The organism is Methylobacterium carpenticola, assembly GCF_042748905.1.
Taxonomy (GTDB): Bacteria; Pseudomonadota; Alphaproteobacteria; order Rhizobiales; family Beijerinckiaceae; genus Methylobacterium; species Methylobacterium carpenticola.
Window position 1 is genome coordinate 6,015,235 of record NZ_JBHZEO010000001.1, and the last position, 16,006, is coordinate 6,031,240.

19 protein-coding genes are annotated in these 16,006 nt (G+C 72.0%); 3 read left to right on the forward strand and 16 right to left on the reverse strand.

What is annotated here, in order from left to right:
- Window positions 1–101: 101 nt before the first annotated feature.
- The 13 genes from ACE101_RS27845 to gap all read right to left on the reverse strand — a co-directional run bounded on the left by ACE101_RS27845 (window position 102) and on the right by gap (window position 12,266).
- Window positions 102–581, reverse strand: coding sequence for a hypothetical protein (locus ACE101_RS27845; RefSeq protein ID WP_379136757.1), 480 nt, complete (start codon window positions 579–581; stop codon window positions 102–104).
- A gap of 98 nt (window positions 582–679) precedes the next feature.
- Entirely contained in the window at window positions 680–1,663 is a 984-nt protein-coding gene (denD, locus tag ACE101_RS27850; RefSeq protein ID WP_379136760.1) for a D-erythronate dehydrogenase, read from the reverse strand.
- Between the two features lie 22 nt (window positions 1,664–1,685).
- Window positions 1,686–2,432, reverse strand: a complete 747-nt coding sequence (locus ACE101_RS27855; RefSeq protein WP_379136763.1) for an SDR family oxidoreductase — start codon at window positions 2,430–2,432, stop codon at window positions 1,686–1,688.
- Between the two features lie 22 nt (window positions 2,433–2,454).
- Window positions 2,455–3,624, reverse strand: a complete 1,170-nt coding sequence (locus ACE101_RS27860) for a GNAT family N-acetyltransferase (RefSeq protein WP_379136766.1) — start codon at window positions 3,622–3,624, stop codon at window positions 2,455–2,457.
- Complete coding sequence (locus ACE101_RS27865; RefSeq protein WP_379136768.1) at window positions 3,621–4,463, reverse strand: isocitrate lyase/PEP mutase family protein; 843 nt, start codon at window positions 4,461–4,463, stop codon at window positions 3,621–3,623. The genes ACE101_RS27860 and ACE101_RS27865 overlap by 4 nt, the downstream gene beginning before the upstream one ends.
- A 522-nt stretch (window positions 4,464–4,985) precedes the next feature.
- Entirely contained in the window at window positions 4,986–5,531 is a 546-nt protein-coding gene (locus tag ACE101_RS27870; protein ID WP_379136771.1) for an adenine phosphoribosyltransferase, read from the reverse strand.
- Window positions 5,532–5,598: 67 nt separating this feature from the next.
- Window positions 5,599–6,393, reverse strand: a complete 795-nt coding sequence (locus ACE101_RS27875) for an inositol monophosphatase family protein (protein ID WP_379136774.1) — start codon at window positions 6,391–6,393, stop codon at window positions 5,599–5,601.
- Between the two features lie 172 nt (window positions 6,394–6,565).
- Window positions 6,566–7,528 (reverse strand): tetratricopeptide repeat protein, encoded by a 963-nt coding sequence (locus ACE101_RS27880; protein WP_379136777.1) that lies wholly within the window; start codon window positions 7,526–7,528, stop codon window positions 6,566–6,568.
- The gene (locus tag ACE101_RS27885) at window positions 7,525–8,172 is read right to left on the reverse strand and encodes a thiamine phosphate synthase (RefSeq protein ID WP_379136779.1); all 648 of its coding nucleotides are present in this window, start codon (window positions 8,170–8,172) and stop codon (window positions 7,525–7,527) included. Before ACE101_RS27885 ends, ACE101_RS27880 begins: the two co-directional genes overlap by 4 nt.
- Window positions 8,173–8,295: 123 nt before the next feature.
- A complete protein-coding gene (fba, locus tag ACE101_RS27890; RefSeq protein WP_379136781.1) occupies window positions 8,296–9,384 on the reverse strand; it encodes a class II fructose-bisphosphate aldolase in 1,089 nt (362 codons plus the stop codon).
- Between the two features lie 84 nt (window positions 9,385–9,468).
- Window positions 9,469–10,671: a phosphoglycerate kinase gene (locus tag ACE101_RS27895; RefSeq protein ID WP_379136784.1), complete on the reverse strand. Its 1,203-nt coding sequence runs from the start codon at window positions 10,669–10,671 to the stop codon at window positions 9,469–9,471.
- A gap of 32 nt (window positions 10,672–10,703) precedes the next feature.
- Window positions 10,704–11,150 carry a hypothetical protein gene (locus ACE101_RS27900; RefSeq protein ID WP_379136787.1) on the reverse strand — a complete coding sequence of 149 codons (447 nt, stop codon included), beginning with the start codon at window positions 11,148–11,150 and terminating at the stop codon, window positions 10,704–10,706.
- A 108-nt stretch (window positions 11,151–11,258) separates the two neighbouring features.
- Window positions 11,259–12,266, reverse strand: coding sequence for a type I glyceraldehyde-3-phosphate dehydrogenase (gene gap / locus ACE101_RS27905; RefSeq protein WP_379136789.1), 1,008 nt, complete (start codon window positions 12,264–12,266; stop codon window positions 11,259–11,261).
- 424 nt (window positions 12,267–12,690) lie between these two features.
- On the opposite strand from gap, the gene ACE101_RS27910 reads away from it, so the two are divergent.
- The 3 genes from ACE101_RS27910 to ACE101_RS27920 all read left to right on the forward strand — a co-directional run bounded on the left by ACE101_RS27910 (window position 12,691) and on the right by ACE101_RS27920 (window position 14,273).
- Window positions 12,691–12,972, forward strand: coding sequence for a DUF4164 family protein (locus ACE101_RS27910; RefSeq protein ID WP_379136792.1), 282 nt, complete (start codon window positions 12,691–12,693; stop codon window positions 12,970–12,972).
- 19 nt (window positions 12,973–12,991) lie between these two features.
- Window positions 12,992–13,369, forward strand: coding sequence for a cell division protein ZapA (locus tag ACE101_RS27915; protein WP_379136794.1), 378 nt, complete (start codon window positions 12,992–12,994; stop codon window positions 13,367–13,369).
- A 274-nt stretch (window positions 13,370–13,643) separates the two neighbouring features.
- Window positions 13,644–14,273, forward strand: a complete 630-nt coding sequence (locus ACE101_RS27920; protein ID WP_379136796.1) for a L,D-transpeptidase — start codon at window positions 13,644–13,646, stop codon at window positions 14,271–14,273.
- Between the two features lie 63 nt (window positions 14,274–14,336).
- Here the strand turns inward: ACE101_RS27920 and ACE101_RS27925 are convergent, their stop codons facing one another.
- The 3 genes from ACE101_RS27925 to ACE101_RS27935 form a co-directional block, all read right to left on the reverse strand.
- Window positions 14,337–14,855 (reverse strand): NUDIX domain-containing protein, encoded by a 519-nt coding sequence (locus tag ACE101_RS27925; protein WP_379138991.1) that lies wholly within the window; start codon window positions 14,853–14,855, stop codon window positions 14,337–14,339.
- A gap of 210 nt (window positions 14,856–15,065) precedes the next feature.
- Window positions 15,066–15,314, reverse strand: a complete 249-nt coding sequence (locus ACE101_RS27930; RefSeq protein WP_379136799.1) for a sulfurtransferase TusA family protein — start codon at window positions 15,312–15,314, stop codon at window positions 15,066–15,068.
- Between the two features lie 60 nt (window positions 15,315–15,374).
- Window positions 15,375–15,791 carry a hypothetical protein gene (locus ACE101_RS27935; protein WP_379136802.1) on the reverse strand — a complete coding sequence of 139 codons (417 nt, stop codon included), beginning with the start codon at window positions 15,789–15,791 and terminating at the stop codon, window positions 15,375–15,377.
- Window positions 15,792–16,006: the final 215 nt, after the last annotated feature.

Consider the following 16,006-nt stretch of genomic DNA (forward strand, 5'->3'; position numbering starts at 1 on the left):
CGTCGAACTGGACACCGGTTCGGCGTCAGGACGTGCGACAAGCAAAGATCGAGGGCAGCTCCCGCTTGGCGATCGGGAGCTGCTCTCGCCGGGAGCGCCGCCTACTCGCCGGCCGCCTCGGCCGTCGCCCGCCTCGACGAGGTGGCCGTCTCGATCGGCAGGGCTGCGCTGGCCGCGGCCCGGAGCAGGTTCGGCAGATCCGCGCCCTCGGCCCCGAAGCGCGACCACGCCGCCCGGCAGCGCCGCTCGTCGGCATCGTCCCGGAAGTAGCGCTCCTGCTCGCCCAGGAGCCGCGCGTAGACGGCGGCGCGGACCGAATGGTCGTCCTCGACGTAGAGGCGGTAGATCCGGTGCCAGGACGCCTCGTCGAGGTCCCACTGGCACTGGCCGGCGGCCTTCATCAGGGCGAGCCGGCGCAGGCTCTTCCACTCGGGATAGGACAGCACGAGGAGCCCGTACTGCGCCTTGAGCGCCCGCCCGCCGGCCGTGTAGCCGGCCTGCGTGCTCACCGCCCAGGCGCCGTAGCCGAGGCCGGCCATCAGGACCGCGCCGGCCGCGAGCAGGAATCTCCGGAAGCTCATGGATCTCCGAGGCCGAGGACGAATCGGGCCGATGCTCCCGCACCGTGCCGGCGATTCTATGGAGGACTCGCGCGGTGCGCGAGTCCCCACCGCGTCGCTCAGGCGGCGATCCGGCCGCCGAGCTCGTCCTCGACATGGACCCGGATGATGCTGTCGAAATCGGGCTCCGCGGTGAAGCCGAGTTCCAGCGCCCGGCGGGTGTCGAAGCCCCGCGGCCAGCCCGCCACGATGCGCTCGATCGTCGGGTCGGGCTCGCGGCGGATGCGGGCCACCACCGCGTCGCCGGCGATGCGGCGCAGGGCCTCGATCTGCTCGGCCACGGTCACGGCGACGCCCGGCATGGTGAGGTTGCGCCGGTCGCCGAGCCGCGCGCCCTCGATGGTCGCGGCGTGGAGCAGGAAGCCCACCGCCGCCCGCGGCGAGGCGTGCCAGTGGCGCACCTGATCCGAGACCGGCAGCACCGCCTCCTGGCCGGAGAGCGGCTCGCGGATGATGCCCGAGAAGAAGCCCGAGGCCGCCTTGTTGGGCTTGCCCGGCCGCACGCAGATGGTGGGGAGCCGGATGCCGACGCCGTCGAAGATCCCCCGGCGCGTGTAGTCGGAGAGCAGCAGCTCGCCGATCGCCTTCTGGGTGCCGTAGCTGGTCAGCGGCGCCGTCAGGTACTCGTCGCCGATCGCGTCGGGCATCGGCGCGCCGAACACCGCGATCGAGGAGGTGAAGACGAGGCGCGGGCAATAGCCCTCCCCGATCGCCCGCACCGCGTCGTAGAGGCGGCGGGTGCCGTCGAGGTTGATCCGGTAGCCCTTGTCGAAATCGGCCTCGGCCTCGCCCGAGACGATGGCGGCGAGGTGGAAGATCACGTCCGGCCGGCCGGCGACGAGGCGCTCCGCCTCGCCGGGCAGCGAGAAGTCGGAGGCCGAGAGCGAGACCGGCACGCGCAGTTCCGCCGGCGCCTCGGGGGCAACCACGTCGTGCAGGGTCAGCCGGGTGATCGCCGTGCCGCCGAGCTGGCCGTCCTGCGCCAGCCGGGCGAGCAGCTTGCGGCCGACCATGCCGGCCGCGCCGAGAATCAGAATATGCATCGGGGGATCCTCAAGGCGGCCGTCAGAGGGCGAAGCCGCCGTCGACGAGATGGGTCTGGCCGGTGGTGAAGCGCGATTCGTCCGAGGCGAGATAGACCGCGATGGCCGCGATCTCCTCGGGCGTGCCGAGGCGCCCCATCGGCTGGCGGTCGATGAAGGCTTGGCGGGCCGCGGCCTCGCTGGTGCCGGTCGCGGCGGCGAGCGCCGTGATCCGCTCGTCGAGGGACGGCGACTGGATGGTGCCGGGGCAGATCGCGTTGGCCCGCACGCCCTGGCGGATGAAGTCGCGCGCCACCGCCATGGTGAGCCCGATCACCGCCGCCTTGGTGGCTCCGTAGACGTAGCGGTTGGGAGCGGTCGCCACGCTCGACACCGCCGAGGCGATGTTGACGATCGAGCCGCCGCCCCGCTCCAGCATGCCCGGCAGGAAGGTGCGGATCGTGCGGTGCATCGAGCGCACGTTGAGATCGAAGGCGAAGTCCCAATCCGCGTCGGTGCAGTCGAGGATCGTGCCGTGATGCACGAAGCCCGCGGCGTTGACGAGGATGTCGACGGGGCCGGCGCCCCGGGCGAAGGCGGCGATCCCCTCGTCCGAGCGCACGTCGAGGGGCGCGGTCACGGCGCCGGCCAAGCTTTCGAGCTTCCCCCCGTCGAGATCGGTGGCGAGGACCCGGGCTCCTTCCGCCAGGAAGGCCTCGGCGATCGCGCGGCCGATCCCCTGCCCCGCCGCCGTCACGACGGCGCTCTTGCCCGCAAGACGTCCCACCATGCGTTCCCCTCCCGTGTGCCCGTCACGCGAGGCGCTTGGTCATGTGCACCAGGCGGCGGTCCGGGAGGGCCTCGACCCGCTCCGTCCGCCAGCCGTGGCGCGCATACCAGCCGATCACGCGCGCGAGCTTCTCTCCGGTGTAGAGGCGCAGGTCGGTGAGGTCGAGATCCTTCGCGCGGGCCTCCACGGCGTCGAGCAGGCGGCTGCCGAGCCCGCGCTCCTGCTGCGCCGGATCGACCGCGATGCTCCAGACGAGCAGGTGGTCGGGCCGGGGATCGAGGAGCAACGCCCCCGCGAGGCCCTCCCCGGCGTCGAGGAGCCAGACCTCGTAGGTGTCGAGCAGGGCCTCGGGCGGCGTGAGGAGCGGCAGCGGCTCGACCCCGAGGAGGGCCCGGTTCGGCGCGTAGGCCATCCCCTGGAGGGCGCCGAGGATGGCGAGATCCGCCCGCGTCGCCCGGCGCAGGGCATGTCCGGGGATCGCCGCGGCGGTGAGGGCGGAGAGGCGCAGGCGCTGGCGGCCGTCCGCGGAAAAATTCTCCGGCGCGAGCCAGCGGCCGAGAGCTTGGCGGATCTGCGGCCACTCGCGGTCCAGCATGGAGAACCACGCCGTGTCGCGGTTGCGCCCCTTCACGATCATCGCCTGCCGGAACAGGCCCTCGGGGGTGAAGCCGAGGCGGGTGGCGGCGGCGCGCGAGGGGGCGTTGAGCGCGTTGCACTTCCACTCGTAGCGCCGGTAGCCGAGGCCGAAGGCGTAATCCGCCAGGAGCCGCATCGCCTCCGTGGCGCCGGGCCGGCGCTGGAGGGCCGGCGTGTAGAGGATGTTGCCGACCTCGATGGTCCGGTTCGCCGGATCGATGCGCATCAGCGTGGCGTGGCCGATGGCCTCGCCCGAGCCGGCATCGAGGATCGCGAAGAACAGCGGGTCCGCGGAGGCCTCGCACTCCTTCAGGTAGTCGCGGAAGGCGGCCTCGTCCGCGAAGGGGCCGCGGCCCATGTAGAGCCAGAGCGCCTCGCTGCCGGGCCCTACGGCGCCCGCCGCCGCCAGGGCCGGCCCGTGGGCGTCGGCGTCGAGGGGCACCAGGGTGACGAAGCGGCCCCGCAGGACGGCCCGCTCCGGCCGCGGCGCCGGGCCGGCGGGCGAGACGGGCACGCCGATGGGGAGACCGGTCGCCGGGTCGGTGTCGTGGGTCATCGGCCTTCGAGATCCTTGCGGAAGAAACCGTTGAGGTCGGCGAAGCCGACCGAGCCGTCGAAGCCGGCGAAGCTGCCCTCGTCGCGGATGCGCGTGGCGGCGCGGATGAAGCCGGTCCAGGCCGTGCGGGCGAGCGAGGAGCCGACGCTGATCCGCCGCACCCCGAGGGCGGCGATGTCCGCCACCTTGAGGCCCGCATTGGTGCTCACGAGCAGGTTGACCGGGCGCGGCGCCACGGCCTCGACGATGGTGCGGATCTCGGCGCGGCTTTTCGGGCCCGGCGCGTAGAGCACGTCGGCCCCCGCCTCCGCATAGGCCCGCAGCCGCGCGACGGATTCGTCGAGGGGCGTCGGATGACCGGTCAGATAGGCCTCGCAGCGCCCGGTCAGCAGCACGTCGGCGCCGGTGGCGTCGATCGCCTCCCGGGCGGCGCGGATGCGCTCCACCGCGTGGCCGCGGTCGTAGAGGGGCTTGGCGGGATCGCCGGTGGCGTCCTCGATCGACAGGCCGGCGACGCCGGTCGCCACGCAGAGGGTCACGTTCGCGGCGACGCCCGCGGGGTCGTGCGCGTAGCCGGATTCGAAATCGGCATTGACCGGCAGGTCCGTAGCCGCGGCGATCTCGGCGATGTGGGCGAGCATGGCGTCCCGCGGCACCGCCCAGTCGGTATCGGGCAGGGCGCGGGAGAAGGCGTAGCCGGAACTCGTGGTGGCGAGCGCCGGGAAGCCGAGGGCGGCGAGGTAGCGGGCCGTGCCGATGTCCCAGGGATTCGGCATCACGAAGCAGCCGTCTTCGTGCAGGGCACGGAAGGCGGCGCGGCGGGTGACGGGATCGGTCATCGGCAGCTCCCCCCGGGGGCGAACGCCCGAGCTTACACCGGCCCCGGCGGTAACCAAGCCGCGCGGGAGAATTCCCTCGCAGGGACGGGCCCGTGGGTTCGCGCTTCCTCGTCCGCGCAGACAGTCTGGGATGGTGCGCTTCTCCCGTCCCAGACGGATGGTCGTGCGCGTGCAGGCCGGGGCGGGAGCCGGGAGAGCCCATAAGGGATTTGCAAGTTGGCAAATCCCCTGCATGGCATTCGTTGCCGCTCCTCATGCTGAGGTGCCGGGCGATCTTCGATCGCCAGGAGCGAGCCTCGAAGCAGCGCCGACCAGGAGCCCGAGGCGCCAGGACGTCGATCAGCGCACGGGGGTGCGTACCGGCTGCGCCGGACAGAGGGCGCTTCGCGCCACCTCAGCATGCGGAGCGGGGCGCCTGCCCGATCCGGTCCGCTGAGGTGCCGGCGCCTGAGACAGGTGAACGGCATCGCCCGCGCGGGAGCGGGATTCCCGCGGCGGGCATCATCGGGGCCCGCCCCGTACTCAGTGCCCCTCGAACTCCACCAGCGTCCAGACCGGCACGTCGAGGGCGCGCAGCTTGGCCGCGCCGCCGAGTTCCGGCAGGTCGATCACGAAGCAGGCCGCCACCACCTCGGCGCCGATCTGCCGCAGCAGGTTCACGGCCGCCGTCGCCGTGCCCCCCGTGGCGATGAGGTCGTCCACCAGCACCACCCGGTCGCCCGGCTTCACCGCGTCCGAGTGGATCTCCATCTCGTCGGTGCCGTATTCGAGCGCGTAGGCGATCGAGACCGTGGTGTGGGGCAGCTTCCCCTTCTTGCGGATCGGCACGAAGCCCGAGGAGAGCTGGTGGGCCACCGCGCCGCCCAGGATGAAGCCGCGCGCCTCGATCCCGGCCACTTGGTCGATCCGTCCGCCCGCGAACGGATGAACCAGGGTGTCCACGGCCCGGCGGAAGGCGCCGGGGTCGCCGAGCAGGGTCGTGATGTCCCGGAACATGATGCCCGGCTTCGGATAGTCCGGGATCGTGCGGATCGCATCCTTCAGCGCGGTGAGCGTGCGCGGGTCCATGCGGCAGCCTTGTCGAGACGCGGGAGCGGTGGGGTGAGAGCAGATCGGCGCGGCGGGTGCCGGCGGCCTACTGGTTGGCCTTCTTGAGGAGGGCGACGAGGTCGCGGTGCAGCACCTCGTTGCCGCAGGCGACCGAGCGCGCCGCGAGCGCGTCCGGCCCGCCATCGGCGCTGGAGACGAAGCCTCCCGCCTCGCGCACCAGGATCAGGCCGGCCGCGATGTCCCAGGTCTGCAGGTCCCGCTCCCAGTAGAGGTCGGCCCGACCGCAGGCCACGTAGGCGAGGTCGAGGGCGGCCGAGCCCTGGCGGCGCACGCCGCCCGTCACCGCCATCACGGTGCCGAGTTCCTTGAGGAGCCGCGGGTGGCTGCCGCGCCCCAGATAGGGCGAGCCGTACAGGACGAGCGCGTCCGCGAGGTCGTTGCGGGCCGAGACGCGCAGGCGCCGGTTGTTGAGGAAGGCGCCCTTGCCGCGCTCGGCGATGAACAACTCGTCCTTGATGGGGTCGTAGATCACGCCCGCGACGATCACGCCCTCGCGCTCCAGCCCCACCGAGATGCAGAAATGCGGGATGCCGTGCAGGAAGTTCGTGGTGCCGTCGAGGGGGTCGACGTGCCAGGTATGGGTCTTGTCCGGCCCCTCGATGATGCCGCTCTCCTCCAGGACGAGGCTGTAGCCGGGGCGCGCCTTCATCAGCGCCTCGCGCAGAACCCCCTCGGCACGCTTGTCGGCGACGGAGACGAAGTTGCCCGGGCCCTTCCGCGAGACCTGGAGGTTCTCGACCTCGCCGAAATCGCGCTTGAGGCCCCGCGCGGCCTTGCGCACGGCATCGACCATCACGGTCATGAGGGGGGAGTTGATCATCGCGCGGCGGTCCCGGTCAGGTTCGGCGGCACAACGCGGCTCCCGCGCGCCGAGCGCGCGGCCGTCCGTCCGCCCTCTGGAAATCGAAAACCGGCCTTAGAGCATTTCCCGGCGGAGGGGAAACCGGTTCGTTGCGGGAAATGCAAGGCCGGATAGCCCGGGCGGCGCCCGCTCAGGGCGTCATGCGGTCGGCGGCGAGGCGCTCGGCGCGCGTGCGCTCCTCGGGGCTCAAGCCCGCCAGCGCCTGGGTCAGCCACGCGTCACTGAGGCCCTGCGCGCTCGCCGCCATGTTCCAGGCCGCCGCCTCGACGAGATTCTTCGGCACGCCGCGCCCGACCGCGTAGAGGCGGGCGATGCGGTTCTGCGCCACCGCGTTGCCGCGGAAGGCCGCGTGCCGGAAGTAGCGGGCGGCGCGCACCTCGTCCTTCGGTACGCCCTCGCCGTTGAACAGCAGGATCGAGAACTCGACCTCGCCCGCGATATCGCCGTTATCGGCGGCCCGCCGGAAGAGCTGGGCGGCCTGCATGGTGTCCTTCTCGACGCCGCTGCCCTTCAGATAGAGGATGCCGAGCGCGTGCTGGGCGGCCGGGATCTCTTGCTCGGCGGCCTTGCGCAGCAGGGCGGCGGCGCGGGTGCGGTCGTCCGGCGAGCCGGTGCCGAGCAGGATCAGGGCGAGGTTGTAGCTCGCCGTGGGCTCGCCCTTCGCGGCGGCCTTCTCCAGCCATGCCCGGCCGGCAGCCGGGTCCTTCTTCACGCCGCGGCCCTCGATGGCCATCATGCCCAGCAGCCCCATCGCCGAGCGGTCGCCGAGATCGGCGGCGAGGCGATACCATTCGGCGGCCTTGGCCGGGTCCTGGCGCAGGCCGAGGCCCTGGTTGTAGAGTTCGCCCAGCAGCGTCATGGCGGGCGCGTCGGCCTTGTTCTTCTCCAGGCGCTTCGTCGCCTCGCGGAAGGCCGCGTTGTAGTAGCCGCGCTGGTAGGCGCCGTAGGCCACGTCCGCCTTCGGGTCGGTGCTGTTGATGGCAGGCGGAAGCGTGCTGGAGCCCGGCAGAAGCGCGGTCGGCATCGTCTGCGCGGCGGCCGTGCTGCCGGCGGCGAGCAGCAGCGCGAGGCCGGCGAGGACGCCGGGCCTCACGCGCGGGCTCCCCCGAGCCGCTCCTGCGCGGCGGCGACCGCGGCGGCGCCCTCCGGCCCGTCCCACAGGCCCGCGTCCAGGGCCACGAACTCGGCGCCCGTCGCGGCGAGATCCGCGACCGCGTCGAGGCTGCGGGCCAGCGCCACGCAGGGCGTCTCGAAGATCTCCGCCCACCACGCCGCCTGGGCGCGCACGCTCTCGGGCACCGTCCCCTCGTCGTCGCCGAACAGGACGTAGTCGGCCCCCGCCTCCCCCGCCTCCATGGCGGCGTGGCGGGAGCGCAGGGTGCCCGCCCCGAGGATGCGCCCGTCGCGCAGCCGCTCGCGCAGGTCGCGCAGGGCCGTGCCGGGCTCCTCGTCGGCCGTCGCATGGACGCCGTCGGCCCCCCCGCGGGCGGCGATCGCCACGGGATCGATCCCCGGCCCGTCGCAGGCGACGACGAGCGCGGCGCCCGTCTCCTGGACCGCCGGGGCAATGTCCTTGACGCGCTTGACCAAGCTGCGCTCGTCGGCGGGCGCGAGGCGCAGGATCACCGCCGCCACGTCGCCGGCCCGGCAGGCGGCGGCGAGCCGCCCGGCGAGATCGGGGCCGGTCTCCGGCTCCGGGCCGGCGATGAGGACGAGGCGGGTCTGCGGATCGGTCATGCGCGGAGAATGTCGAAACAAGGCTTCGAAAATAGGGCGTGGGCGGCGCGGAACGCGAGAACCCCTCTCCCGGCCGGGAGAGGGGTTCCCCGCATCATCGCCGCGAAGGGAGGCCGCGGATCGTTACTCCGCCGCCGCCTTCTGCTTGGCGCCGAAGGACGGGTCGAGCTTGCCGGCGGCGTAGCGCTTGGCCATCTCCGAGAGCGCGATCGGCCGGATCTTGCCGGCATTGCCGGCGGTGCCGAACTCCTCGAAGCGCTGCTTGCACAGCTTGGTCATCGCCTCCATGGCGGGCTTGAGATACTTGCGCGGATCGAACTCCGCCTTGTTCTCGGACAGGACCTTGCGGATCTGGCCCGTCATCGCCATCCGGTTGTCGGTGTCGATGTTGATCTTGCGCACGCCGTGCTTGATGCCGCGCTGGATCTCCTCGACCGGCACGCCCCAGGTCGGCTTCATCTCGCCGCCATACTGGTTGATGATGTCCTGGAGGTCCTGCGGCACGGAGGAGGAGCCGTGCATCACGAGGTGGGTGTTCGGCAGGCGGCGGTTGATCTCCTCGATCACGTTCATCGCCAGCACGGCGCCGTCCGGCTTGCGGGTGAACTTGTAGGCGCCGTGGCTGGTGCCCATCGCCACCGCCAGCGCGTCGACCTTGGTGGCTTCCACGAACTTCACCGCCTCGTCCGGATCGGTGAGGAGCTGGTCGTGGCTCAGCGTGCCCTCGGCGCCGTGGCCGTCCTCGGCCTCGCCCTGGCCGCTCTCCAGCGAGCCGAGCACGCCGAGTTCGCCCTCCACCGAGACTCCGGCCCAGTGCGCCATCTCGGCGACCTTGCGGGTGATCTCGACGTTGTAGGCGTAGTCGGCCGGGGTCTTGCCGTCCGCCTTCAGCGAGCCGTCCATCATCACCGAGGTGAAGCCGTACTGGATCGCGGTGGCGCAGGTCGCCTCGTTGTTCCCGTGGTCGAGATGCATGCAGACCGGGATGTGGGGATAGATCTCCACCAGCCCGTCGATCAGCTTGGCCAGCACCACGTCGTTGGCATAGGCGCGCGCGCCGCGGCTCGCCTGCAGGATGACGGGCGCGTCGCAGGCATCCGCCGCCGCCATGATGGCGAGGCCCTGCTCCATGTTGTTGATGTTGAAGGCCGGGACCCCGTAGCCGTGCTCGGCCGCGTGGTCCAGAAGCTGCCTCAGCGTGATGCGCGCCATCGTCAACCCTCCGAAGAAACCGTTTCCGCGATTATAGGCGATCCGGGTGCCGCCGTCCTACGGGCGGCACCCTGAACGCGAGCTTCACGCCTTGACGCGCAGCGCATCGACGCCCGGCAGCGGCTTGCCTTCGAGCCATTCGAGGAAGGCGCCGCCCGCGGTCGAGACGTAGGAGAAATCCTCCGCGACGCCCGCGTGGTTGAGGGCCGCCACCGTGTCGCCGCCGCCCGCCACCGACACGAGCTTGCCGGCCTTGGTGCGCGCCGCCGCGTGGCGGGCCGCCGCCACCGTGCCCTGGTCGAAGGGGGCGTACTCGAAGGCGCCGAGCGGCCCGTTCCACACCAGGGTCCTGGCGTCGTTGAGGGCGGCCGCCACCCGCTCCACCGATTGCGCGCCGACGTCGAGGATCATGCCGGTCTCGGGGATCGCGTCGATCCCGTAGGTGTGGTGCGGGGCGTTGGCCTTGAACTCCTCCGCCACCACCGCGTCCACCGGCAGGATGATGGCGCAGTTCTTCTCGCGCGCCGCCTCGATGATGCGCAAGGCCGTGTCGGCGAGGTCCTTCTCGCACAGCGACTTGCCGACGCCGAGGCCGGTGGCGTGCAGGAAGGTGTTGGCCATGCCGCCGCCGATCACCAGCGCGTCGACCTTGCCGACGAGATTCACGAGGAGGTCGATCTTGGTGGAGACCTTCGAGCCGCCGACGATGGCGAGCACCGGGCGGGCCGGGGCTTCGAGGCCCTTGGTGAGCGCCTCGATCTCCGCCTGCATCAGGCGCCCCGCATAGGCGGGCAGCACGTGGGCGAGGCCCTCGGTGGAGGCGTGGGCCCGGTGCGAGGCGGAGAAGGCCTCGTTCACGTAGACGTCGCCGTTCGCCGCCAGCGCCTCGACGAAGGCGCGGTCGTTCTTCTCCTCGCCGGCGTGGAAGCGGGTGTTCTCCAGCATCACGACGCCGCCGTCGCCGAGCGCCGCCACCGCCTCGGCGGCCTTCGGCCCGATGCAATCCTCCGCGAAGGCGACCGGGCGGCCGAGATCCTTCGCCACCGCCTCGGCGATCGGGCGCAGGGATTCCTTGGGGTCCGGCTTGCCCTTCGGGCGGCCGAAATGCGCCAGCAGGACGACGCGGCCGCCGCCCTCGGCGACCTCGCGGATCGTCGGCAGCACGCGGGTGATGCGGGTCGCGTCGGTGACGCGGCCGTTCTCCATCGGCACGTTGAGGTCGACGCGCACGAGGACGCGCTTGCCCTTCAGGTCGCCGGCATCGTCGAGGGTACGGAAACGGGTCATCGGCCTCTGGCCTCCTGTGGCGGGCGGGAGGATCACCGCGGCGGGATCAGGGTCTGGAGATTCAGGCGCTGCGCCGCGAGGGTGAGCGCCACGGTCAGGACGGCGGTGATGATCGCCGTGAGCAGGAGCATGCCGAAGCCCGGCAGGCGCCGGGTGCGCTCGCCGATGGCCCGCACCTCGCTGCGCAGGGCGGCGAGGTCGGATTGGCGCGCCGCCTCATTCATGCGCTGGCCCGCGGCCTCGACCCGGTCCTCGACGCGGGACAGGAGCGCCTCGGAGCGGGCGTACTTGTCCTCGATGCGGGAGGCCTTGTCCTCGATGCGGGCGAGCTGGTCGCTCACCTGAGGCGGCAGCGCGGGCGCGGCCGCGGAGGAAGGGGGATCGACGGGGGCCGGGACAGGCGGGGATGCGGCCGGCACCGGAACGGTGCGGGCTGTGGCGGTTCCGGAGGTGGAGGTGACGTCCGTGGCGTCGGTCATGGCGGCTCCTCGGCATCGCCCGCCGCGGCGGGCGCCGTTCGCGGGAAGAGCGTGTCGGACGGTGGCGGATCCCCTCGAAGAGAGGATCCGCCACCGTCCCGGGCCGGCTCAGATCAGCTTCGCGAAGGCCACGGCCGTGTCGGCCATGCGGTTCGAGAAGCCCCACTCGTTGTCGTACCAGGACATCACCCGCACGAAGGTCCCGTCCAGCACCTTGGTCTGGTCGATGTGGAAGGTCGAGGAGTGCGGATCGTGGTTGAAGTCGATCGAGACGTTCGGGGCCTCGGTGTAGCCGAGCACGCCCTTGAGCGGGCCGTTCGCCGCCACCTTGATGGCCTCGTTGATCTCCGCGACGGTGGTGGCGCGCTTGGCCACGAACTTGAAGTCCACGACCGAGACGTTGGGGGTCGGCACGCGCACCGAGGTGCCGTCGAGCTTGCCGTTCAGCTCCGGCAGGACGAGGCCCACCGCCTTGGCGGCGCCGGTGGTGGTCGGGATCATCGACAGGGCCGCGGCGCGGGCCCGGTAGAGATCCTTGTGCATCTGGTCGAGGGAGGGCTGGTCGTTGGTGTAGGAGTGGATCGTCGTCATGAAGCCGCGCTCGATCCCGACCGCGTCGTTGAGCACCTTGGCCACCGGCGCGAGGCAGTTGGTGGTGCAGGAGGCGTTCGAGATGACGCGGTGCTCGGCGTTCAGCTTGTCGTGGTTGACGCCGTAGACGACCGTGAGGTCCGCGCCGTCCGCGGGAGCCGAGACGATCACGCGCTTGGCGCCCGCGTCGAGATGGGCCTTGGCCTTGTCGCGGGCCGTGAAGATGCCGGTGCACTCGAGCGCGATGTCGACGCCGAGTTCGCCGTGGGGCAGCTCGGCCGGGTTCTTGATCGCGGTGACGCGGATGCGCTGGCCGTCGACGATGATCGCGTCGCCCTCGACCTTCACCTCGCCGGGGAAGCGGCCGTGCACGGAATCGTAGCGCAGCAGGTGGGCGTTGGTCTCGACCGGGCCGAGGTCGTTGATGGCGACGACTTCGATATCCGTGCGCCCGGCCTCCTTGATGGCCCGCAGCACGTTGCGCCCGATGCGTCCGAAGCCGTTGATGGCGACCTTGACCGTCATGTCGATGACTCCCGAGAAGGAACGGGGATTCCACCTCCCCGCTTCAGGTTGCAGCCCAGTTCCCGACCCCGGCCCCGAGGATGGACCGGGCGCACGGCATCGCGGCCGGGCGACCGTCCGGCGGGATCGGGATGCTGGGGGATATGAGGTGCCGTTGCCGGGACGGCCAACCCGCACGCGCCGGACGATCCCTTGCGGGCGGCGCTGACGAGGAAGGCAGAAGGCGTCACGGGAACCCGGCTCTGCGGCTGTGCGCCGGCCGACATGGCCTGACGCGAGCGCGGGCTTCCTAACATGACGGTCTAGCCTGTCAAATCAGGCCGCCCGGTCTGTGGACTTCATCCGGAGTGATTGCGGGCGGCGTGGCCGCGCTCTAGGCTTTCGCCATGGTGTCGGTCAGTATCGTCGCGTCGAGGGGTGAATCATGAGTGCAGCGGTGGAGGATGCGCTGCGCCGGCTCGAAGCCGCGGTCGCCCTCCTCGACGCCGCCGTGACCCGCAAGCTCGATGCCGAGCGCAGCCGCGGCGATCTGGAGGCCGAACTCGCCCTCATGCAGGAGGACCGGGCACGGCTGGCCGCGGAGCTCGACGGGGCGCTCGCGCAGCTCGCGGAGGCCGTGGCGGTGACCGACGACGTCGAGAACCGGCTCGGGCGCGCCATCGGCACCGTCGAGGGCGTGATCACCCGCGGCCGCGCGGACGGATAAGGGAGAACGGGACGCGTCGATGCCTCAAGTCACGGTGAGCATTGCCGGGAAGACCTACCGCATGGCCTGCGGCGAGGGCGAGCAGGCGCATCTCGAAGCGCTGGCCAGCGCCTTCGACAGCCGCATCGGCGAGATGCGCAAGGCCTTCGGCGAGATCGGCGACATGCGCCTCCACGTGATGGCGGCGCTGACGGTGTTCGACGAACTCGCCGAGACCCGCCGCCGGATCGAGGAGCTGGAGGGCGAGGCCGCCGCCCTGCGCGAGGCCGCGGCGGCGGGCGAGGCGGATCGCGAGGCGGCCGAGGGGCGCATCGCCGAGGGCATCGGCCGGGCCGCCGACCGCATCGAGGCCGCGGTGCGCCGCCTCGCCCCCGGGCAGGGCACCAGCGAGACGTGAGGCAGCCGGCCGGCGGCGCCATGCCCCGGTCCGACGCTCCCGTCTTGGAACGATTTTAATCCCTCTTTCAGCCTCTCGTCCGGCCCCGTGCGCGACGCGGTCGCAACACTGTGTCCTGCGAACCACGTCGGCTGCGCAACCGCACGGGTGCGGCCGTTTTAAGCTTGGCTTTAGCGGGGGTGCGTTTACGGCTTGGCCATCGGTCAAGCCGCACGATGCGCGGCAGTTCACGCATCGCCCTTCCCTCACGCCAAGCGCTCCCCAAGAGGCTCCCATGCGCCGCTTCGCCCCCGCTCTGGCCGGGCTCGCCTGCGCCGTCGTCGCCTGGGCGGCCCCCGCCGCCGCCTACGAGATCGACCCGCTCACCCGCCAGCCGCTCACCCAGGCGCTCACCGTCACGGTGCGCCCCTCCGGCTCCGCCGCCTCGCCCGACGCGATGGACGCGACGGTGCCCAAGATCAGCCCGATCCCGCGCGAGACCGTGGCCTATAACGGGCCCTACGGTCCCGGCACCATCGTCGTCTCCACCACCGAGCGGCGGCTCTACTACGTGCTCGGCAGCGGCCAGGCCCTGCGCTACGGCATCGGCGTCGGCCGGCCGGGCTTCACCTGGAACGGCGTGCAGAGCATCACCATGAAGCGCGAGTGGCCGGATTGGCGTCCGCCGTCGCAGATGATCCGCCGCCGTCCCGACCTGCCGCGCTACATGAAGGGCGGCCCGGAGAATCCCCTCGGCGCCCGCGCCATGTATCTCGGCGGCACCCTCTATCGCATCCACGGCTCCAACGAGCCGGAGACCATCGGCACCGCCGTGTCGTCCGGCTGCATCCGCATGACGAACGACGACGTCATCGACCTCTACAGCCGCGCCAAGGTCGGCGCGAAGGTGATCGTGCAGCGCTGAGCCGCGCGATCGTCGCATCGCATCGAAGGCCGGCGGGGACGCCGGCCTTCGTCGTTTCCGGGGTCAGGCCGCCGGCCCGAACAGGTCCGGGCGGCGCAGGCGCAGGGTCTGGACGAGGAACAGGGTCTTGAGGTCGCGCAGGCCGCCCTCCTCCGCCAGCGCCGCGAGGTCGGCGAGCGGCATCTCGACCACCACGATGTTCTCCTGCTCGGACGCGAGCCCGCCCCCCTCGCCCGTGCGGTCGCTGCCGCGGTAGGGGGCGAGGTAGAGGTCCATCAGCTCGGTCGAGACGCCCGGCATCGAGAAGGCCCGGGTGACCGGCTCCAGGGCGGTGAGCCGCACGCCCGTCTCCTCGAAGGCCTCCCGGCGGGCACAGGCCGCCGGGTCGTCCTCGTCGAGGCAGCCCGCCGGCGCCTCGAGGATATCCACGCTGCCGTCGACGATGCAGGGGGGCGCCCGGAACTGGCGCACCAGCAGGGCGGTGCGGCGCTCGGGATCGTAGGGGAGGACCGTGACCGCGCGGCCATGATCCTCCACCTCCCGGGTGATCGTGCTGCCATCGGGCAGCTGCACCTCGGCCATGACGTAGCGGCCCCAGCCCTCGTAGAGGGGGCGCGTTCCGGTGATGCGGGGACGGCTCACGGGCGGGCTCCGGCGTGACGGGTCGGGGCGAAGCAGCGGGTCATGGCATGTCTCGCGAGGGAGAGGGTTGGACGGTCGGCGCGGGCGCCGCCATGCGGCGCAGGCCGATGCAATACGGGGGCCCGGCGCAGGGAACCAAGCCCATTCGCGTCAGGCGCGCTCGCCGCGGCGGATCTCGAAGACGAGGATGCCGTCCTCGGACCGTTGCGCGTCGAGTCGGTCTCCGGTCTCGTGCAGGAGGTGCGGGATGTCGATGGCCGCGAGCGGATCCGTGCAGCGGACGACGAGGCGGCCTCCGGGGGCGAGGCGGCGCAGGGCCTTGCGGGTGTGCAGGACCGGCAGCGGGCATTTGAGCCCGCGCAGGTCGAGGTCGTCGGGGTCGCTCACGCGGGGGATCATCCATGCGAAACGGCCCGGCGCAGGGTGCGCCGGGCCGCCGGTCGAGCCGGGAAGCCGGACTCAGTAGCCGTAATAGCCGTAGCCGTAGGCGGGATAGCCGTAAGCCGGGTAGCCGTAGGCGGGATAGCCGTAGCTGTAGCCGTAGGCCGGGGCGCCGTAATAGCCGTAGGACGGGGCCGCGCTCGCCGCGATGGCGCCGCCGATCAGGCCGAGCGCCGCGCCGGCCGCCAGCGCGCCGCCGACGTTCCGGCGATAGCCGTAGCCGCGATAGCCGTAGCCGCCGCGATAGCCGTAGCCCCGGTAGCCGCCGCCGTAATAGGCGCCACGCCACCGCACCTGGTCCACGGCCGCCGGCGCACCGGCCACCGCCGCCGCGCTCGCGGCCGGGAGGGGCGCCGCCTGCGCCGAGCCGACCACGCCTGCGCCGAGAGCCACGGCGGCCGTGCCGGCCAGGGCGAGGGACTTCATGCGGAACATGATCATTCTCCTGGTAGGGGTCTCGGGCCTGGCGGCTCTCGCGACCCGTTCGGGCTTAAGAACGGTCAGGGACAGATCTCGTTCCCGGGTCATCGACCCGTCATGGGCATCTCCCGCAGGTCTCGCCGGACTTGCCGCCGGCGCGCCCTGTAGAGGTCTGCGTCATTCTGACCATAGGAGCCCGAACGTCGCAGGAGAACTGTGCGGAAACGCAC